The sequence below is a fragment of the Synechococcus sp. N26 genome (assembly GCF_900473975.1).
Taxonomy (GTDB): domain Bacteria; phylum Cyanobacteriota; class Cyanobacteriia; order PCC-6307; family Cyanobiaceae; genus Parasynechococcus.
The window spans coordinates 61917-78854 of sequence record NZ_UCNM01000007.1 but is presented as its reverse complement, the minus strand read 5'-3'; the positions used below and the strand labels follow the sequence as shown (position 1 = coordinate 78854).

At 65.0% G+C, this 16938-nt stretch carries 13 protein-coding genes; 10 read left to right on the top strand and 3 right to left on the bottom strand.

The window, feature by feature from the left end:
- Positions 1–37 precede the first annotated feature (37 nt).
- Positions 38–658 (top strand): metallophosphoesterase, encoded by a 621-nt coding sequence (locus DXY33_RS04895; protein ID WP_115132235.1) that lies wholly within the window; start codon positions 38–40, stop codon positions 656–658.
- Positions 652–3906: an exodeoxyribonuclease V subunit gamma gene (locus DXY33_RS04890; RefSeq protein WP_115131986.1), complete on the top strand. Its 3255-nt coding sequence runs from the start codon at positions 652–654 to the stop codon at positions 3904–3906. Before DXY33_RS04895 ends, DXY33_RS04890 begins: the two co-directional genes overlap by 7 nt.
- Here DXY33_RS04890 and DXY33_RS12660 read toward each other — a convergent pair.
- Complete coding sequence (locus DXY33_RS12660; protein ID WP_006851171.1) at positions 3903–4073, bottom strand: hypothetical protein; 171 nt, start codon at positions 4071–4073, stop codon at positions 3903–3905. The genes DXY33_RS04890 and DXY33_RS12660 overlap by 4 nt on opposite strands.
- Before the next feature lie 197 nt (positions 4074–4270).
- Here DXY33_RS12660 and DXY33_RS04880 point away from each other — a divergent pair, with 197 nt between their 5' ends.
- From DXY33_RS04880 to DXY33_RS04860, 5 genes are all read left to right on the top strand, one after another.
- Positions 4271–7951, top strand: a complete 3681-nt coding sequence (locus DXY33_RS04880; protein ID WP_244275866.1) for a UvrD-helicase domain-containing protein — start codon at positions 4271–4273, stop codon at positions 7949–7951.
- The gene (locus tag DXY33_RS04875; protein ID WP_115131983.1) at positions 7948–9528 is read left to right on the top strand and encodes an ATP-dependent RecD-like DNA helicase; all 1581 of its coding nucleotides are present in this window, start codon (positions 7948–7950) and stop codon (positions 9526–9528) included. The genes DXY33_RS04880 and DXY33_RS04875 overlap by 4 nt, the downstream gene beginning before the upstream one ends.
- Positions 9529–9541: 13 nt before the next feature.
- Complete coding sequence (locus tag DXY33_RS04870; protein ID WP_115131982.1) at positions 9542–9883, top strand: phosphomannose isomerase type II C-terminal cupin domain; 342 nt, start codon at positions 9542–9544, stop codon at positions 9881–9883.
- Between the two features lie 104 nt (positions 9884–9987).
- Positions 9988–11769 (top strand): DEAD/DEAH box helicase, encoded by a 1782-nt coding sequence (locus DXY33_RS04865; protein ID WP_115132234.1) that lies wholly within the window; start codon positions 9988–9990, stop codon positions 11767–11769.
- Positions 11770–11780: 11 nt separating this feature from the next.
- Positions 11781–12017, top strand: a complete 237-nt coding sequence (locus DXY33_RS04860) for a hypothetical protein (RefSeq protein ID WP_244275865.1) — start codon at positions 11781–11783, stop codon at positions 12015–12017.
- A 20-nt stretch (positions 12018–12037) separates the two neighbouring features.
- On the opposite strand, the gene DXY33_RS04855 is transcribed toward DXY33_RS04860, so the two are convergent.
- Positions 12038–12232 (bottom strand): hypothetical protein, encoded by a 195-nt coding sequence (locus DXY33_RS04855; protein WP_115131980.1) that lies wholly within the window; start codon positions 12230–12232, stop codon positions 12038–12040.
- A gap of 197 nt (positions 12233–12429) precedes the next feature.
- On the opposite strand from DXY33_RS04855, the gene DXY33_RS04850 reads away from it, so the two are divergent.
- The gene (locus tag DXY33_RS04850; protein WP_011364605.1) at positions 12430–12717 is read left to right on the top strand and encodes an RNA-binding protein; all 288 of its coding nucleotides are present in this window, start codon (positions 12430–12432) and stop codon (positions 12715–12717) included.
- Between the two features lie 3 nt (positions 12718–12720).
- Here the strand turns inward: DXY33_RS04850 and DXY33_RS04845 are convergent, their stop codons facing one another.
- Complete coding sequence (locus DXY33_RS04845) at positions 12721–12915, bottom strand: hypothetical protein (protein WP_115131979.1); 195 nt, start codon at positions 12913–12915, stop codon at positions 12721–12723.
- Between the two features lie 101 nt (positions 12916–13016).
- Between DXY33_RS04845 and DXY33_RS04840 the strand changes: the two genes are divergently transcribed.
- Both DXY33_RS04840 and DXY33_RS04835 read left to right on the top strand, forming a co-directional pair.
- Complete coding sequence (locus DXY33_RS04840; RefSeq protein ID WP_170950949.1) at positions 13017–14774, top strand: ABC transporter ATP-binding protein; 1758 nt, start codon at positions 13017–13019, stop codon at positions 14772–14774.
- Positions 14775–14836: 62 nt separating this feature from the next.
- Complete coding sequence (locus DXY33_RS04835; RefSeq protein ID WP_115132232.1) at positions 14837–16936, top strand: cation:proton antiporter; 2100 nt, start codon at positions 14837–14839, stop codon at positions 16934–16936.
- The last annotated feature ends 2 nt before the right edge of the window (positions 16937–16938 follow it).

Genomic DNA, 16938 nt, shown 5'->3' with positions numbered 1-16938 from the left:
CTGAGCATCAGAATTGACGCATCTCCAGGTTGTTGCTTTGAACCTGCACAGCCGCTGGCACTGGGTGATTGGAGATGTGCATGGCTGCCATCAGCCCCTATGCCAACTGCTCGCCACCCTGCCGCCGAACGACCATCTGGTCTTCTGCGGGGATGTGATCAACCGTGGTGAGGCCATTCCCGCCACGATGAATCTGGTCTGGGATCTGGTCCAGGCCGGCCGTGCCACGTGGCTGCGCGGGAACCATGAGCAAGACCTCATTGATGCCCTGGAATCCAGGGACGGCTTGAGTCAGCACGCCACCTATGCCCAGTTGGGCGACAGCAGCGCTCGCCAATGGTTGCCGCGCCTGCAACAGCTCCCGCTCGTCTATCGCGGTGACGGTTGGTGCGCCACCCATGCCGGGTTCGATGCAGCGGGTCAACCGGACCTCTCCATTCGTGATCCCTTCTGGGAGGCCTATGACGGTCGTTTTGGCCAGGTTGTTGTGGGCCATACGCCCCGTCCCCAGGTGGATCGCCTTGGCGCGATTGTTCTGATCGACACCGGTGCGGTCTACGGCGGTTGTTTATCGGCCTACTGTCCGCAAACCGATGCGGTCGTTCAGGTTGAAGGAGCTGCAACCGATGCCGTACTGGCTGGAGTTGGCCCTTGCTGACGGTTTATCGAAGCAACAGGGCTGAATTTCTGGCTCGCTTGCTCTCCCGTCAGTTGATCGAGCAGCAGCCGGGCCCCCTTGAAACGGTGGAGGTGATGGTCAACACCTGGCCCACCAGCCGATGGTTGGGGGAACAGCTGGCCATGGCCAACGGCATTAGTTCCCTGGTGCGCTTCCCCTTCCCGGGTAGTCGCCTGCGGCAGCTGGTGCGCCAGGTGCTGCATCTCCCCGCGCAAGAGGACGATCCCTGGCGGGCGGGCCAGCTGGTGTGGGCTGTGCTCGAGCTGCTGCCGGAGCTGTTGGAGCAGCCCGTCGCCCAGCCGCTACGGACCTGGCTTACCCAGCGTGAAGGAACCGCCTCGGGGTTGACGCGGGACCGTTGGCAGCTGGCACGCACCATCGCCGATGCCATGGACGATTACGCCCTCTACCGCCCCGATCAACTGGAGCAGTGGAAACGGCCGCGGCCCGATGACGACTGGCAGCCCGTGCTTTGGCGACTGCTGGCCCAACGGCTTCCCCGGGCTCCCTTTGGCCTGCAGGTGCGTGAGGCCGTCGATCGTCTCCGGCGAGGAGACGTTGATCCAGCCCTGCTGCCGGAGCGGCTGCGGCTGTTTGGCATCAGTGCCCTGGCACCGGTGCAGGTGGATCTGATTCAGGCCTTGTCCGGTCTGATGGAGGTGGAGATCTACCTGCTCACCCCGTGTCCGGATCTGTGGCAGCGCTGCGGCAGTCGGCGTGCCTCGATGGGGGATGACTGGCTGGTTCCGCCCGATGGGGGCTGGTTGGCGGAGGCGCCGCGCCTGGAGGCCGTGCTTGGGCGGATGGGTGCCGAATTTCAGCAGTTGCTGGAGGGCTCCGGTGAAGCGCAGCTGGGGGAGCGAAGCGAGGGGGATCTGTTTGCTGGTTCTCTGCAGATGGCCGCAGCGGAAGAGCGCCAGCCCACCCTGCTCGATCAGCTTCAGCAGCAGCTGGTGGATGCCGACAGCGTTCCCGCACTTGAGCGTTCTTCCGACGATCAGTCGCTGTTGTTTCAGGCGGCACCGGGGCCTTGGCGGGAGGTGCAACTGGTGCGTGATCGCATCCTGCAGTGGCTGGCGGCCGATCCCGATCTCGCGCCCCGCGACGTGCTGGTGATGACGCCGCAGATTGAGCGCTATGCACCGCTGCTCAGCTCCGTGTTCAACGACACGGCGGCCATCGGTGTCGATTTGCCCTGGCGCCTCACTGACCGCAGTCAGCAGAGCAGTCCAGGGTTGTCGATGGCGATGTTCACGCTGCTGGAGCTGGCTGCCACACGCCTCACCGCCACGGGGCTGGAACGTCTGCTGGCCAATCCGGCCCTGCAGGGCCAGCAGGGACTCACGCCGGAGGAGGCGGTGCTGATCACCCAGACACTGCAACGCAGCGGTTTTCGCTGGGGCTTGGATGCCCGCGAGCGGGGCGGGGACGAGGTGCACAGCCTGCGTTGGTGTCTCGACCGTTGGCTGCTGGGCCTGGTGCTGCCGGTGGAGCCGGGCCTGGCTCCAGCAGGGGCGGCACCGTTCCAGCAGGAGCTGGATCCCGATCGCCTGGTGCGCTGGTGGACTTTGCTGGACCGTTTGGCGCGGATGCTCGATCGCTTGCGACAGCCCCGGCCTTGCCATGACTGGGTGCAGCTGCTGCAGTCCCTGTTGCAGGAGCTATTCGCTGAGGGTGGGGCCTGGGCCGATGAGTCGCAGAGCTGGGCGGCAGCCCTTGAGGAGTGGCGATTGCGGGCCCATGACTGCCCTCTGGACCTCGATGCAGCCGTGGCCTTGGAGGTGTTGCAGGAGGCCTTGTCGGTGGACAGTGGTCGCTTCGGTCACCGCAGTGGCGCCCTCACCATCAGTGCCCTGGAGCCGATGCGGGCGATCCCCCACAAGGTGGTGGTTTTGATGGGCCTCGACAGCGCCGACTTTCCACGCCCGAGCCGCCGCCCTGGCTTTCATCTGCTCGAGCAGCAACGGCGCCTGGGGGATCCCCGCAGCAGCGACCAGGACCGCTACGTGCTGCTGGAGGCCTTGATGTCGGCACGCCGTCATCTGCTGATCAGCTGGTGCGGGCGGCTGGAGCGCACCGGTGAGCCCCAGCCGCCTGCTGCGCCGGTGGAACAGTGGCTTGCGGTGCTGCAGGAGCAGTTGCAACGGGCCGGTTCCTCCACGGAGGGGTTGTTGATCACGCCGGCGGCCAACCCCCTCTCCCGAGAGAACTTTCGGCCCGAGGCGCCGCTCAGCTGTGATCGCCGCCAGCTGGAGGCCCGGCGCTGCCTGGATCGTGCTCCGGTGTCGGATCAGGTCCAGGGGCTGGCCTGGGCATCGCTCTGGCAGCAGGACCTGAACGATGTCGATGACGAGGTAGAGGCCGAGGGACGTGACCGAGACGACCTGGCCTTGGACCCTGAAGCCTTGCTGGCCTGGATGCAGCAGCCCCAGAAGGCCTGGTTGCAGGCACGGGGGTTGCGGCCTGGGGAAGGCATTGAGGCGGTGGAGGATCTTGAGGCGCTCGAGTTGGAGGGCCTGCAGCGCTATTTGCTGCTCAACCACGAGCTTGAGGAGCAGTTCATTCTTGGATCGGCTCCGGATTGGACGACGTCGCTGGCGGGCCAGGGTGTGCTGCCGGCGGGGGCTGGTGCGGCCCTTGAGCAAGAGGAACTGCAGCAGCGTTGGCAGGCCCTGCAACGGCAGCTGGCATCGCTTGGTCCCTGCCGCCGGGAGGTGCCTGTGCTCGCCGGTCTGCCGATGCCCCTGCTCTACGCCGGCGACACCCAGGTGGTGGTGCAGCCCGGCATGCTCACGGCCGCGGCGGTGATGCGCGGCTGGTTGCAGCATCTGTTGCTGTGCGCTGAGGGATTGGCGCCTGCTGCCGGCTCAGCGGTGGTGGCCCGCAGCACCCGGGTTGCCGGCGCCGAGGTGCACTTGCGCTGGTCGGCGTTGCCGACGGCTGAAGCCGAGCACCAGCTGCAGCAGCTGGCGCGGCTGGCGCAACAGGGGCTGGAGCGGTGCTGGCCGGTCCCCCCGAAGAGCGGCTGGCAGATGGTGGCTAAAGACCGGCGCAAACCGGGGGAGGGGCCGCAGGACTTCCGCAAGACCTGGCAGGACGAAGGGGCCACCCCGGTGATGCAGCTCTGCTTCGGCACGGAGATCGCTGCGGAGCAATTGATGGATGAGGCCGGATTCCAGGAGGCGTGTCAGCTGCTGTACGGCCCCCTTCTGGCCCAGCTGCGTTAGTCGAACAGCTCGTCGAGCATTTCGCGCATGCGTTCGTTGGAAATCACCATGGGCTCGCCGGCCTGACGGCGGAAGAAGTAGGCCCGATGTTCCTGGTTGATGCTTTCAACGGCGGCGGCTTTGCGCACCAGCAGCTGGGCCAATTTCTGACGACGTTCGGGGGACACAACAGGCCGGTGGCTTTCACCAACGTGTTGGCCTGATGGCCCCGCACCCGCACAAGCCCCTGTTCTCTCAAGGGTTGGGTGGCATCCGTTCACAAGCCCATAAAAAAGCGAGGGTTCTTCAGGCCCCCGCTCAGGTCGTCTTCTGTTCTGGGGTGTGACAACACCCAGTCCAGTTCGCAGCTTTCGCCGGCTGCTTCATGGAAGTTAACACTGGTTTTGAGGCCGAAGTTGAGCAGACTCCATCCATGGCCCAGCGCTTCGATGCCAACACCTACCCCCTCGGCCCTGGGGTCCGCCTGCTTGAGGCCAGCGCTGGCACCGGCAAAACCTTTGCTCTGGCGCATCTCTGCCTGCGGCTGATCACGGAGGCCGACCACGCCCTCGAAGCGTTGTTGGTGGTGACCTTCACCGATGCGGCGGCCGAAGAGCTGCGCTCCCGCATCGGCCAGCGGCTGCAACAGGCGTTGCAGGGTCTCGAGCAGCTGGAGCAGGAGATGGAGGCTTCCGCTCCAGACCCCGTCCTGGCGGACTGGCTGTCGGGTTCCGAACCAGGGGAGGCGCGTCAGCGGTGGATTCGGCGCTTGCTGGTGGCCCTGGAGCAGTTGGACAGGGCCGACATCACCACCATCCACGGCTTCTGCCGCCGCAGTCTGCGCCGTCTGGCCCTCAGCAACGCTGCGGCCATGGAGCCTCAGCTGGACACCGACGCCACCGCGCTCCAGGCCGAGGTGGTTCAGGACCTTTGGCAACAGGAGCTGCTCAACCTGCCGCCGGATCAGTTCAAGGCGTTGCGTCAACGCGGGCTCTCGCCCCAGACCCTGCGCAGGGGCTTGGCGCAACTCGATGGCGAACAGCAGCCGCGGTTCAGGGACGTTGATGGGGTGATCGATCTCGACCAGCCCCTTGCCCCACAACTAAAGCACTGGCTTGCGCAGCTCTGGGATGACTTCGTGCCGCTCTGGCAGCGGGACCATGCCGCCCTGGATGCAGGGTTCCGTCAGGCGGCCGAGCAGTGGAAAGCCCAGGGCTGTGGAACCACCACCCCTTATTCGGCCAAGCCTAAGAGCGATCGCTGCGCGCAGATCAACCAGTGGCTGCATGGGCAGACCGCAGTGCCGTCACTGCTGGAGATTGCCGCCCATGAGAAGCCGCTGAAGGAGTACTTCCACCCCGGCAGTTGGTGCAAGGTCGCGCGCAAGTGCGGTGAGACCGACCCCAGCCTGGTGACGCCGGCTCTGCAGGCCGCTGTTGCGGCGCTCTGGGATGCACCGATTGAGCGCACCTGGCAGTACCTGCTGGAGCGGGGTTTGCAGGAGCTGGACCGCCGCCGTCGCCGCCGCGGGGTGATCACCTTTGGCGGCTTGTTGGCTGCCATGGACCCCGGCGATGGCGACGTTGCCTGGCTTGCTCCTCTGCAACAGCGTTATCGGGCGGTGATGGTGGATGAGTTTCAGGACACCGACCCCGTGCAGTGGCGTCTGCTGGATCGCGCCTTCGGTGGTGGTGAACGCCACCTGCTGCTGATGGTGGGGGATCCCAAGCAGGCGATCTACCGATTCCGGGGTGGTGATCTGGCCACCTACATGGCAGCGCGGGATCAGGTGGAGCGGATCGATCACCTGCTCGACAACTTCCGCACAACGGCACCGCTGATGGAGGGGTTGAACCGCTTGATGGCTCCGGGGCTCCCCCGATCTGAACTGCCTGTGCCCGCGGTGCAGCCCCGCAGCTCCGCCACCCCACCGCAGGACGCCCCGGCGTTGCAACTGCTGCTGCTCTCCACCGAGGCGCCCTCCAGCCGCAGTGCCCTGGAAGCAGAGCTGCCCCAGCGGCTCGCCGCGATGGTGCTGGAGCAACTGCAGCAACGGGACGACCTCACCCCTGCAGATCTCTGCGTGCTGGTGAGTCGTCATCAACAGGCGGAAGACCTGCGCCGCGCCCTTGGGGTCTGCGGACTCCCCACCCGCCTGGTGACTCAGGGGGATGTTCTCGACAGTGAAGCTGCCCTGCTGTTGCAGTGGTTCCTCGATGCCCTTGCGGAACCGGGCGATGACGCTCGCTTGCGTCTGCTGGCCTGCTCGGGACTGATGACCATCGCGCCCGATGCCCTGGAGCCGGCCCTGTTGGATCAGCTGGCGCTGCAGTTGCGCGGTTTGGCTGAGGCGATGCCGCGGTTGGGCCTGCTCGGGGCGCTGGCCGATCTGCTCAAGGGTGAACAGATGGCGGGGTTGTCGGAACGGGGCCGGATGCTGGGGGATCTGCAGCAGGCGGCGCGGCTGGTGCAGGAGGCGATGCACCGCCATGGGCTTGATGTGGCCACCGCGGCGGATTGGTTGCGGAGGGAGCGGTTGCACCCCAGCCAGCCGGTGCCTGAGGCTCGCCAGCCTCATAGCGATCAGGCCGACAGCGCCATTGCCGTGGTCACGGTCCACCGCAGCAAGGGTCTGGAATATCCGGTGGTGATCTGCCCCTACCTCTGGCAGTCCCCCCCAGCTGTATCCGGTCCGCTCTGGCGTGACCCCCGCTCCGGAGAGTGCCTGCTTCGGGTGGATGTCCACTGGGGGGAGGGCTGGCAGGCGGCGCAACAGGCGCAGCGGGAGGCTGCGGCCGAGGCCGAGCGGCTGGCCTATGTGGCGGTGACCCGAGCCCAATCCCAGTTGGTTCTGATCTGGGCCCAGGCCAACGGCCAGGAGGATTCCCCCCTGCCCGCCTGGTTGTTCGGTGCTCAGGCCGCTGGGGATGCGATCGACAGCCTCACTGATGAGCGGCTGAGCCAAGCCCTGGCAGAGCGACAGGTTCCGATCAGCATCGATGGCCTGGCCCAGAGCCAGCCCAGCGGCAAGCGTTGGCGGTCTCCGCTGCGGGCCGAGCCGTTGGCCCTTGGTTCCATCCCCAAGCGGATCGACCGGAGCTGGGGCCGGGCCAGTTACTCGGCCTGGATTGCCTCATCCGACGACGTTCAGCTGCATGAACAGGGTCGTGATCGCGATCCCGGCGCCGAGGAATCGACGTTGGAATCGGCGGTGGAATCGACGGCGGCGAGGGCAGAACCGGCATGGTCCGAGACGGGGCCGCTGGCGGCCTTTCCGCGTGGGGCCGGGGCCGGGGACTGCCTGCACCGGATCCTCGAACAGTTCCCCTTCTCTGCGGCGGAGGCTTCTGAGCCCCGCCAACGGCTCGAGCTGATCGCTGCCGAGTTGCGCAGGGCCGGGCTTGATCCCGATCTTCAGAACGATGTGTTGACGGGGTTGGAGCAGGTGTTGCAGACGCCCCTGGGGGGACCGCTGGGAGCGTTCTCGCTGGATCGGCTGGGGCCGCACCAGCGCCTGCCTGAACTCAGTTTTGATCTGCCGGTGCAGCACGTGCGCACGGCCGATCTGGTGGCCGCCTTCGGTTGTGATGCCGAGGCCCGTTTTGGCCGCACCTACAGCCCGGCGCTGGCATCGCTCTCGATCAACAGCCGTGGGTTTCTCACCGGTTCCATCGATCTGGTCTTCCAGGACCCCCATCACCAACGCTGGTGGGTTCTCGACTGGAAGAGCAACTGGATCGGTGAACGGCGCACCGGTGCTGAGCCTGGGCTGTGCGGTCCGCATCACTACTCCCAGGAGGCGATGGAGGAGCAGATGTCGCACCACCACTACCCCCTGCAGGCCCACCTCTACCTGGTGGCTCTGCATCGCCATCTGCGTTGGCGGCTGCCGGATTACGACCCGGAACAGCATCTGGGGGGCTACGTCTACTGCTTCCTGCGGGGGATGCCCGGAGCAGTGATTGCCTCTCCGGATAATGCTGTTGGGCCGGGGCGCATCGTTGAACCCGTGCCGCTCAATCGCATCGCGGCCCTGGATCAAGCCCTGGGGGAGGTTCCGGCGTGACGGAGCTGCTGCCCCAGGGAACCAGCACCTGGCCCTCCAGCTTTACGGCCGGACTCCATGCCGCCCTGCGGCGACGGATCCCGCCCCGGGCTGATGGCCCCGCCTTGGAGGAGCTCAGCCGCGATCTGGTGCTGGCCCTGGAGCAGGGGGAGTTGACGGTGGCGCTGACGCCGGAGCGGCTGGCAGCTGCCCAAGCCAGTGGATGGCTGGAGGGGGATGCCTCCCCCCTGCTGCTCCAGGGTGATCGGCTGGGTTGGCGCCGCTGGTTGCAGGCCATGGAGCAGGTGGTGGCCGAGCTGGTGGAGCGGGCCCATGCTCCGCTTCCCAAACCCGTCGAGGCTGTCGATCCCGAGCTGTCGGATCTTCTCAACGCTGAACAGTGCGCCGCCGTGCGCGCCCTGGATCAGGCCTCGGTTGTGCTGCTCAGCGGTGGTCCGGGCACGGGCAAAACCAGCACGGTGGTGGAGATTCTGGCCCGGGCGGAAGCCCGCCATCCCGGCCTGCGCATCGGTTTGGCGGCCCCCACCGGCAAGGCGGCCCGGCGCCTGGGAGATGCGGTGATGGCGCAGCGGGCTCCGTTGCCCTGCAGCACCCTCCACCGCTGGTTGGAGGCCGGAAGCCGTGGCTTCGGCAGGCACCGCCAGCGTCCCCTGGAGCTGGATCTGCTGGTGATCGACGAGATGTCGATGCTGGATCTGGCCTTGACCCAGGCTCTGTTGGAGGCGTTGCCCAGTGGTTGCCGGCTGCTGTTGGTGGGGGATCCAGCTCAGTTGCCGCCGGTGGGGAGTGGAGCGGTCTGGCATCGGCTGCAGCAGTCGGACGTGCGCGGTCGTTTCGGTGCCGGCGCCGTGCATCTGGAGCGCACCTACCGCAACCGCGGTGCCTTGGCGCAGGTGGCGCAACAGCTGCGCCAGGGGGATCTGCAGGCCTTTGCAGCGGCTCTGGCCGCCCTGCCTGAGCAGGCCAATCTTCAGGTGCATCCCTGGCCCCTGCGTCGTTTCCCTGCCTTGGTGCGCCAGCGCTGGATTCAGCGCCTCCAGCAGTTGCAGGCACTAACGGTTGATCTCGACCGCTGCACCGAGCAGGAGCTGATGGCGGCATCCCGGCCTTTGTTTGCGCTGCTCGAGCAGGACCTGTTGCTCTGTCCACGTCGCCGGGGTCCGTGGAGTCTTGATGATGTGCATCGCACGCTGCTGGGGGCCAATGCCGCCGGCAGGGTCGAGCGTTGGCCCATCGGCTTGCCGGTGATCTGCGGCAGCAACCAACCGGAACTCGGCTTGGCCAACGGCGACCTCGGGGTTGTGATCGGGGCAGGCTCTGAACGACGCCTGTTGTTTCATGTGGTGGACCCGGACGGCCAGCTGCAGGTGCGCCGTTTGCATCCAGCCCGTTTGCGGCGTCTGGAGCCGGCGGTTGCGCTCACCATCCATCGGGCCCAGGGCAGTGAGGCCGACCGGGTGATCGTGCTCTGGCCAGATCCCCTGGAGGATGGCCCGGCTGCAGAACATCAACGCCGATTGCTGTACACAGCCATCACCCGTGCCCGTGCCAGCCTTGACCTGGTGACGCTGATCTGACGCGGGTGGACTGATGCGGGTTGAGCGTCCCTGGGGCTGGTACGAAACGCTGACCCAGGGGGACAACTATTTGGTCAAACGGCTGCTGGTTCGTGCCGGGCAGCAGTTGTCGCTGCAGCGGCATCGTCATCGCAGCGAAAGTTGGACCGTGGTGTCCGGCTCGGGGGCTCTGCTCTGCGGAGACATCTGGCATCCCGCCAGTGCGGGGGTCATGCTTTCGATCCCCTGCGGCGCTGTGCATCGCGCCCGTGCAGACGGTTCAGATCTGCTGATTCTGGAAGTTCAGCACGGTGATGATCTGCGGGAAGAGGACATCGAACGGCTGCAGGATGATTACGGCCGGGTGATAACTTGATTGCCAACCTTTGAAGCGTAGGCAACACAACCAGAAGGCAACTCTTACGTTGCAGGGAGGTTGTGAGCCTGATTTCAGAGATCAATCAGGCGAAGCCACCTTTCATGACTGAACAGCAACAGCAGCGCGACGATTCCGCCTGCGCAGTGGATCTTTCTGCGTCCGACCTGCCGGAATCCAACACCAATGCTGAGGTGTTCACCACCACCATCACATCGGCTGAACCGGAATCCGGTTTTGCCGGTTTTGGTTTCAGTGAGGCCCTGCTCCGTACCCTGGTGGACAAGGGATACAGCGAACCTTCCCCCATTCAAAAGGCGGCCTTCCCCGAGCTGATGCTCGGCCGCGATCTGGTGGGTCAGGCCCAGACCGGCACCGGCAAAACAGCAGCGTTCGCCCTGCCGTTGCTCGAGCGTCTCGAGAGCGGCCAGAAAACACCCCAGGCCCTCGTGCTCGCCCCCACACGGGAGCTGGCGATGCAGGTGGCCGAATCGTTCAAGGCCTATTCCGCCGGCCATCCCCATCTGAAGGTGCTGGCGGTGTACGGCGGCACGGATTTCCGCTCTCAGATCAGTGCCCTCAGGCGAGGGGTTGATGTGGTGGTAGGCACCCCCGGCCGGGTGATGGACCACATGCGTCAGGGCACGCTCGACACCAGCGGTCTTCGCAGCCTGGTGCTCGATGAAGCGGACGAAATGCTCCGAATGGGCTTCATCGATGATGTGGAGTGGATTCTCGACCAGCTTCCTGAGCAGCGCCAGGTGGTGCTGTTCTCCGCGACGATGCCCCCTGAGATCCGTCGCCTGTCCAAGCGTTATCTCAAGGATCCGGCTGAGGTCACGATCCGCACCAAGGATCAGGAAGGCAAGCGGATCCGCCAGCGTTCGATCACGGTGCCGATGCCGCACAAGCTCGAGGCCCTGCAGCGGGTTCTCGATGCCTGTGGTGGTGAGGGTGTGATCATCTTTGCCCGCACCAAGGCGATCACCCTGACCGTGGCCGAAACCCTTGAGGCCGGTGGCCATCAGGTGGCGGTGCTCAATGGCGATGTTCCACAGAACCAACGGGAACGCACCGTTGAGCGGCTGCGCAGTGGATCGGTCGACATCCTTGTGGCCACCGACGTTGCAGCACGGGGTCTCGATGTGGAGCGCATCGGCCTGGTGATCAACTACGACATGCCGTTCGACAGCGAGGCCTACGTGCACCGCATCGGCCGGACGGGCCGGGCTGGACGCACCGGAGAAGCGGTTCTGTTCGTGACTCCACGGGAACGCCGTTTCATCCGCAACCTCGAGCGGGCTACGGGCCAGCCGATCGAAGCGATGGAGGTGCCAGGAAACACGGCCATCAACCAGGGACGGCTGGACCGCTTGCGCAAGCGTTTGAGTGATGCGGCCCAATCGCAACGCCCTGACGCCGATGAAGCGGCCCTGCTCCAGGAATTGATGCAGCGGGTAGCCACGGAACTTGAACTCAGCCCCGAGCAGCTGGCCATGGCGGCACTCAACCTGGCCATCGGCCCCGATGCGCTGTTGCGTAAGGGCGACGACGACTGGATTCAGAACACCCGTCGCAATGACCGCGACCGCGATCGCCATTCAGGGGACCGCCGTGAGCGGCGCGAGCGTCCGGCCCGTGCTCCTGAGGAGAACATGCAGCGCTACCGCGTTGAGGTGGGCCACCGCGATCGGGTCAAGCCGGGCAACCTGGTGGGTGCTATCGCCGGCGAGACCGGTCTGCAAGGCCGGATGATCGGCCGCATCCAGATTTTTGACAATCACAGCCTGGTGGATCTTCCCAAGGGCATGCCGGAAGATGTGTTCAACAGCCTTCAACGCCTGCGCGTGATGAACCGCGAACTGCAAATCAGCAAGGCCTCTTGATGCGTGTACTGATGGCCGTTGGTCTCATGTCGGCTCCTCTGGCTGCTTCAGCCTCGGACAACAGCCTGATCACCCAGTTCTGCAAAACGGCCGCTAAGGCCGAGCTTCACAGGGCTGGGACTGTTCCTCCGGAGGGAATGGTGGATGACACCTGCCGTTGTTTTCTCGCCGAGGTGCAGAACGGGGCGGGGATTCAGACGGCCCAGGCCACCTGCAAGGCCAAGGCTGCCGAGACCTACAGCCTCTGATCCCCGGGGATCAAAAACAGTCAGAGATGGCTCACCTGAACGGCGGTCTCCGGCTGAAGGAGGGCTAATTTTTCTACCACCTGAATCAGCTCGATCTGCTCGCTCGGCGTGGCTTGCCGGATCAAGTTGTTGAGCAGCACAAGTTTGTCCACGGGATCTAGCTCTCCATCGGCGGTCCAGCTCAGATTCTGGAAACAAAGGCCGTCGAATGTCATCTCTCTCCTGCGTCAGGGTCTTCTGACAATGGAGTGGATGGCTCGGTTGCTGGCGAGTCTTCGTAATTGCTTCTTTTTTTTGTGTTGATTCGTTCGACTGCCCTGTAACGTCATCGGGTTCAAGCTTGAGCACTGGCCCTTTCCGAGCTTTCGGAACCGGCTCAAGCGACTGAGCAAGTTCAACGGTTCCACGGTCCATGACCATCTACATCGGCAATCTTTCGTTCCAGGCGGAGCAGGAGCACCTCTTCGATCTCTTCAGTGAGTACGGCGAGGTCAAGAACTGCAGCCTGCCCCTGGATCGTGAGACCGGCCGCAAACGCGGTTTCGCCTTCGTCGAAATGGTCAACGATGCCGATGAGCAGAAAGCCATCGACGATCTTCAGGACGTGGAGTGGATGGGCCGCATGATCCGTGTCAGCAAAGCCACCCCTCGGGAGCGCTCCGGCGGCCCCCGTGGTGGTGGTGGCGGTTACCGCGGCTGAGGCTCAGGCCTCGGCCTCCATCAGGTCCAATTCCATTTCACGCAAGCTCAGCCGACGCAGCACACCATCACTGCTGTTGGCTGGGCTTTCTTGATGCTCACGGGCGTCCTGGAGCTGGGGCAAGACAGCCCGCAGTCCGCGGCGTTTCTGCCGCGCCAGGTAGCGGTGAAAGCGGTTGAACGACCTTGATCGGCTCATGGCACCTCCTTCAGTTGTGGTTCCGTTGTAGTGCGTCTTCAGGGGTGAAAACCGTGTCGGAACGAACCCTCAGGAAAGCTTCAGCAAATCGCTCCCCCTTGATGCGGTTGTTGCGCCATCTGGCGCCGCAGCGCCGCCTGGTGTTGGCAGCAGTGATCTGCTCCCTGCTCAACAAGCTGTTCGACCTGGCCCCGCCGATCTTGATCGGCCTGGCCGTGGATGTGGTGTTGCTCAAGGAGCAATCCGTGCTGGCGGGTTTCGGTCTGAGGACCGCCGGCCAGCAACTGTGGGGTCTGGCCCTGCTCACCTTTGTGATCTGGGCGGCGGAGTCGCTGTTCGAATACCTCTACGACGTGCTCTGGCGCAACCTGGCGCAAACCACCCAGCACAGTCTCAGGCTCGAGGCCTATGACCATCTGCAGAAGCTGCAGCTGGCCTTTTTCGAGCAGGACAGCACCGGTCGCCTGATGGCGGTTCTCAATGACGACATCAACCAGCTCGAACGGTTTCTGGATCGGGGTGCCAACCAGATCCTGCAGTTGATCACCACGGTGCTTGTGGTGGGCATCGGCATGGCCATGGTGGCGCCGGAGGTGGCCCTCTTCGCCTACCTGCCGATCCCAGTGATTCTCTGGGGGTCGCTGCATTTTCAGCGCCGGCTGGAGCCTCGTTATCGGGAGGTGCGGGCCCGGGCGGGCGACCTCGCCTCCAGGCTCGCCAACAACCTGGGGGGGATGCTCACGATCAAGAGCTTCACCGCTGAGGCTCTGGAGCTGGAGCGCCTGCGGGCGGAAAGCCTGGCCTACCGCCAGAGCAATGCCCGGGCGATTCGTCTCTCGGCGGCCTTCATCCCCTTGATTCGCTTCGCGATTCTGTTCGCCTTCCTGGCGATTCTGTTAATCGGTGGGTTCAAGGCCCTGGCCGGGGAACTGCCGGTGGCCACCTACAGCGTTCTGGTGTTCATCACCCAGCGGCTGCTCTGGCCGCTCACCGCCATTGGCCGCACCCTCGATGAGTACCAGCGCTCGATGGCCTCCACGCGAAGGGTGCTCGATCTGATCGATACGCCGGTGTTGATCCAGGGAGGAACGGTGCCGGTGGATCCGCAGCGGCTGAGGGGTGAGATTCGCTTTGAAGCGGTGGATTTCGCCTATGCCGACCGATCAACGCTGCTGAAGGGTTTCGATCTCACCGTGCCAGCGGGATCGACCCTCGGCATCGTCGGGGCGACGGGGTCTGGCAAGAGCACCGTGGTGAAGCTGTTGTTGCGGCTCTATGAGCGCAATGGCGGACGCATCTGTCTGGATGGGGTCCCCATCGACACCCTGCAGCTGCAGGACCTGCGCCGCTGCATCGCTCTGGTTAGTCAGGACGTGTATCTCTTCCACGGCACCGTGGCCGAGAACATCGCCTATGGCGTTGCAGATCCCGATCCGGTGGCGATTGAGCAGGCCGCTCGCCTGGCGGAAGCCTCTGGCTTCATCGACGCCTTGCCCCAGGGTTACGACACCCTGGTGGGGGAGCGGGGGCAGCGCCTCTCCGGCGGACAGCGTCAGCGCATCGCTTTGGCCCGCGCCATCCTCAAGGATGCGCCGGTGTTGGTGCTCGATGAAGCCACCGCTGCGGTGGACAACGACACCGAAGCCGCCATCCAGCGCTCCTTGGCGCAGATCACCCAGCAGCGCACCACCGTGGTGATCGCCCACCGGCTCAGCACGGTGCGCCATGCCGACTGGATTGTGGTGATGGACCAGGGCCGGATTGTGGAGCAGGGCAGCCACGACAGCCTGGTGGACCAGGGCGGGATCTACACCAACCTCTGGCAGGTCCAGGCCGGCGAAGGGCTTATCGCTTCCTGAAGCAGCTGTTGTTGCCGGCAGATCCCGCGACCATGCTGGGTCCGCAAGCCGGCGGTGCAGCCATGGCCATGCAGGCCTCGATCAGCCACGTCATGCATCACCCCCTCGGGGTGTTCTCGATGTTGGTGGCGATCAGTGCGGCGGTGCCGCCGTTGATCCGGCGGCTGGGTCTGCCCGACCTGGTGGGGTTGCTGGCGGCGGGTGTGGTGGTGGGCCCCCATGCCTTGAACTGGGTCGACAGCAGCAGCGAAACGGTGCGGCTGCTTTCTGATCTCGGGGCGGTGTATCTGCTGTTCACCATGGGTCTGGAGATTGACCTGGAGGAGTTCAACCGGGTCAAACGCCGCTCGTTCATCTATGGCCTGCTGATCCTGTTTATCGGTGTGGGCACGGGCGTGTCGATCGGCCTGATGGCGGGCTTCGCCTCGGTGTCGTGCCTGTTGCTCGGCGCCCTGATGGCCACCCACACCCCATTGGGCTATCCGATCGTGCGCAGTTATGGCGCCCAGAAGGATGAGTCGGTGGTGGTGAGCGTGGGCAGCACGATCTTCACCGACATCGTGGCTCTGCTGCTGCTGGCGGTGGGGTTGGGGCTGGGCCAGGGCAGCCTCAGCGGGCTGGGCCTGGGCCTGCTGCTGCTCAAGATCGGTGGCTTCGCTCTGGTGGTGGTGATCGGCATCCGCTGGCTGGGCCGGCGCCTGGTGCTGCGCGGCATCAGCGATGAAAACCGGATGGTGCTCGCTGTTCTTGTGGCCCTGTTCCTGGCTTCCCTTGGGGCTGAGCTGGCCGGCGTCGAGAAGATCGTCGGCGCCTTCCTGGCTGGTCTGGCGGTGAATTCCGTGTTGCCCGAGGGCCGGGTGAAGGAGCAGGTGATTTTTGTGGGTGGCGTTCTGTTCATCCCGATCTTCTTCATCGATCTGGGATTGCTGCTGGATCTGGGCAGCCTTGGCGAGAGCCTGGGCAACTTTCAGTTCACCGCGCTGATGCTGGTGGGCGCCATCGGCGGCAAGGGCCTGGCCTCGTGGTTCAGCGGACGGCTGTTCGGTTATCGCCGCGCTCAGATCCTGATGATGTGGTCGCTGACGATGCCCAAGGTGGCGGCGACCCTGGCCACGGCCTTCATCGGCTACCAGGCGGGCCTGCTCAATCAGACCGTGCTGAACAGCGTGCTGGCGGTGATGGTGGTGACGGCCACCCTGGGGCCGATCCTCACTGAGCAGTCGGTGACCCGGCTCAAGGATCCCAGCCCCGATGCGGTGCCGGTCAGCTTCGGTGAGGAGGCGGCGGTGCTGGACGGCGTTAACGAGGTGGTGCAGCGCCCCCTGCGCATCGTGGTGCCGGTGGCCAACCCCAGCACCGAGAAAGGGTTGCTGAGCATGGCGGCTCGGCTGGTGCAGGGCTCATCGGGGGCTGAAGGTTTGCTGTTGCCCCTGGCGATGGTGAATCCCGGCCTCGAGGAGATGCGCGGTGGCTTGAACCGGGCCGTTGCGTCAGCGCGCGGACGCCTCAGCACGGCGGAGAGCATTGGCGCCCAGTTGGCTGTGCCAACCCGCAGCCTGCTGCGGCTGGATGAAGACATCGCTGGCGGCATGAGCCGCACAGCCCTGGAGCAGGCCGCGGATCTGTTGCTGATCGGTGCAGCTCGTAGTGATCAACTCCGGGCCTGGCTGATGGGCGACATCGTTGATGGGGTCTGCCGCACGGCCCACTGTCCTGTGGTGGTGGTGAATCTCTGCCGTGAGATTGGTAAAGACCTGGGCCGGATCCTCGTTCCGATCAAAGACCTCTCCGCCAGTGCCCGCGAGCAGTTCGAACTGGCGCTGCGGGTGATCAACTCAGCCCCGGAGGATCAGCGCGTGCGGATCACCCTGCTGCATGTGCACGACCCCCGCTTCAGTGGCCAGGACCGTCATTGGATGGAACAGCAGCTGATCCGCTGGCGCCCGCCGGGGATTCCGGAGGAGCGGTTCCACATCGTGATCGTGCGGGGGCCCGGCATCGACGGGGCCATTCATCGCCTCAGTCGCGAACACGATCTGGTGATCCTGCGCACCCAGCGCAGGCGGGTTGCCGGTCTGCCGATTCCCGGCAGTGATCGCACCAGCAAATTGATCCGTCAGCTCCCCTGCGCCTCGATGGTGATCAGCGATCCGTTGGTTTAACA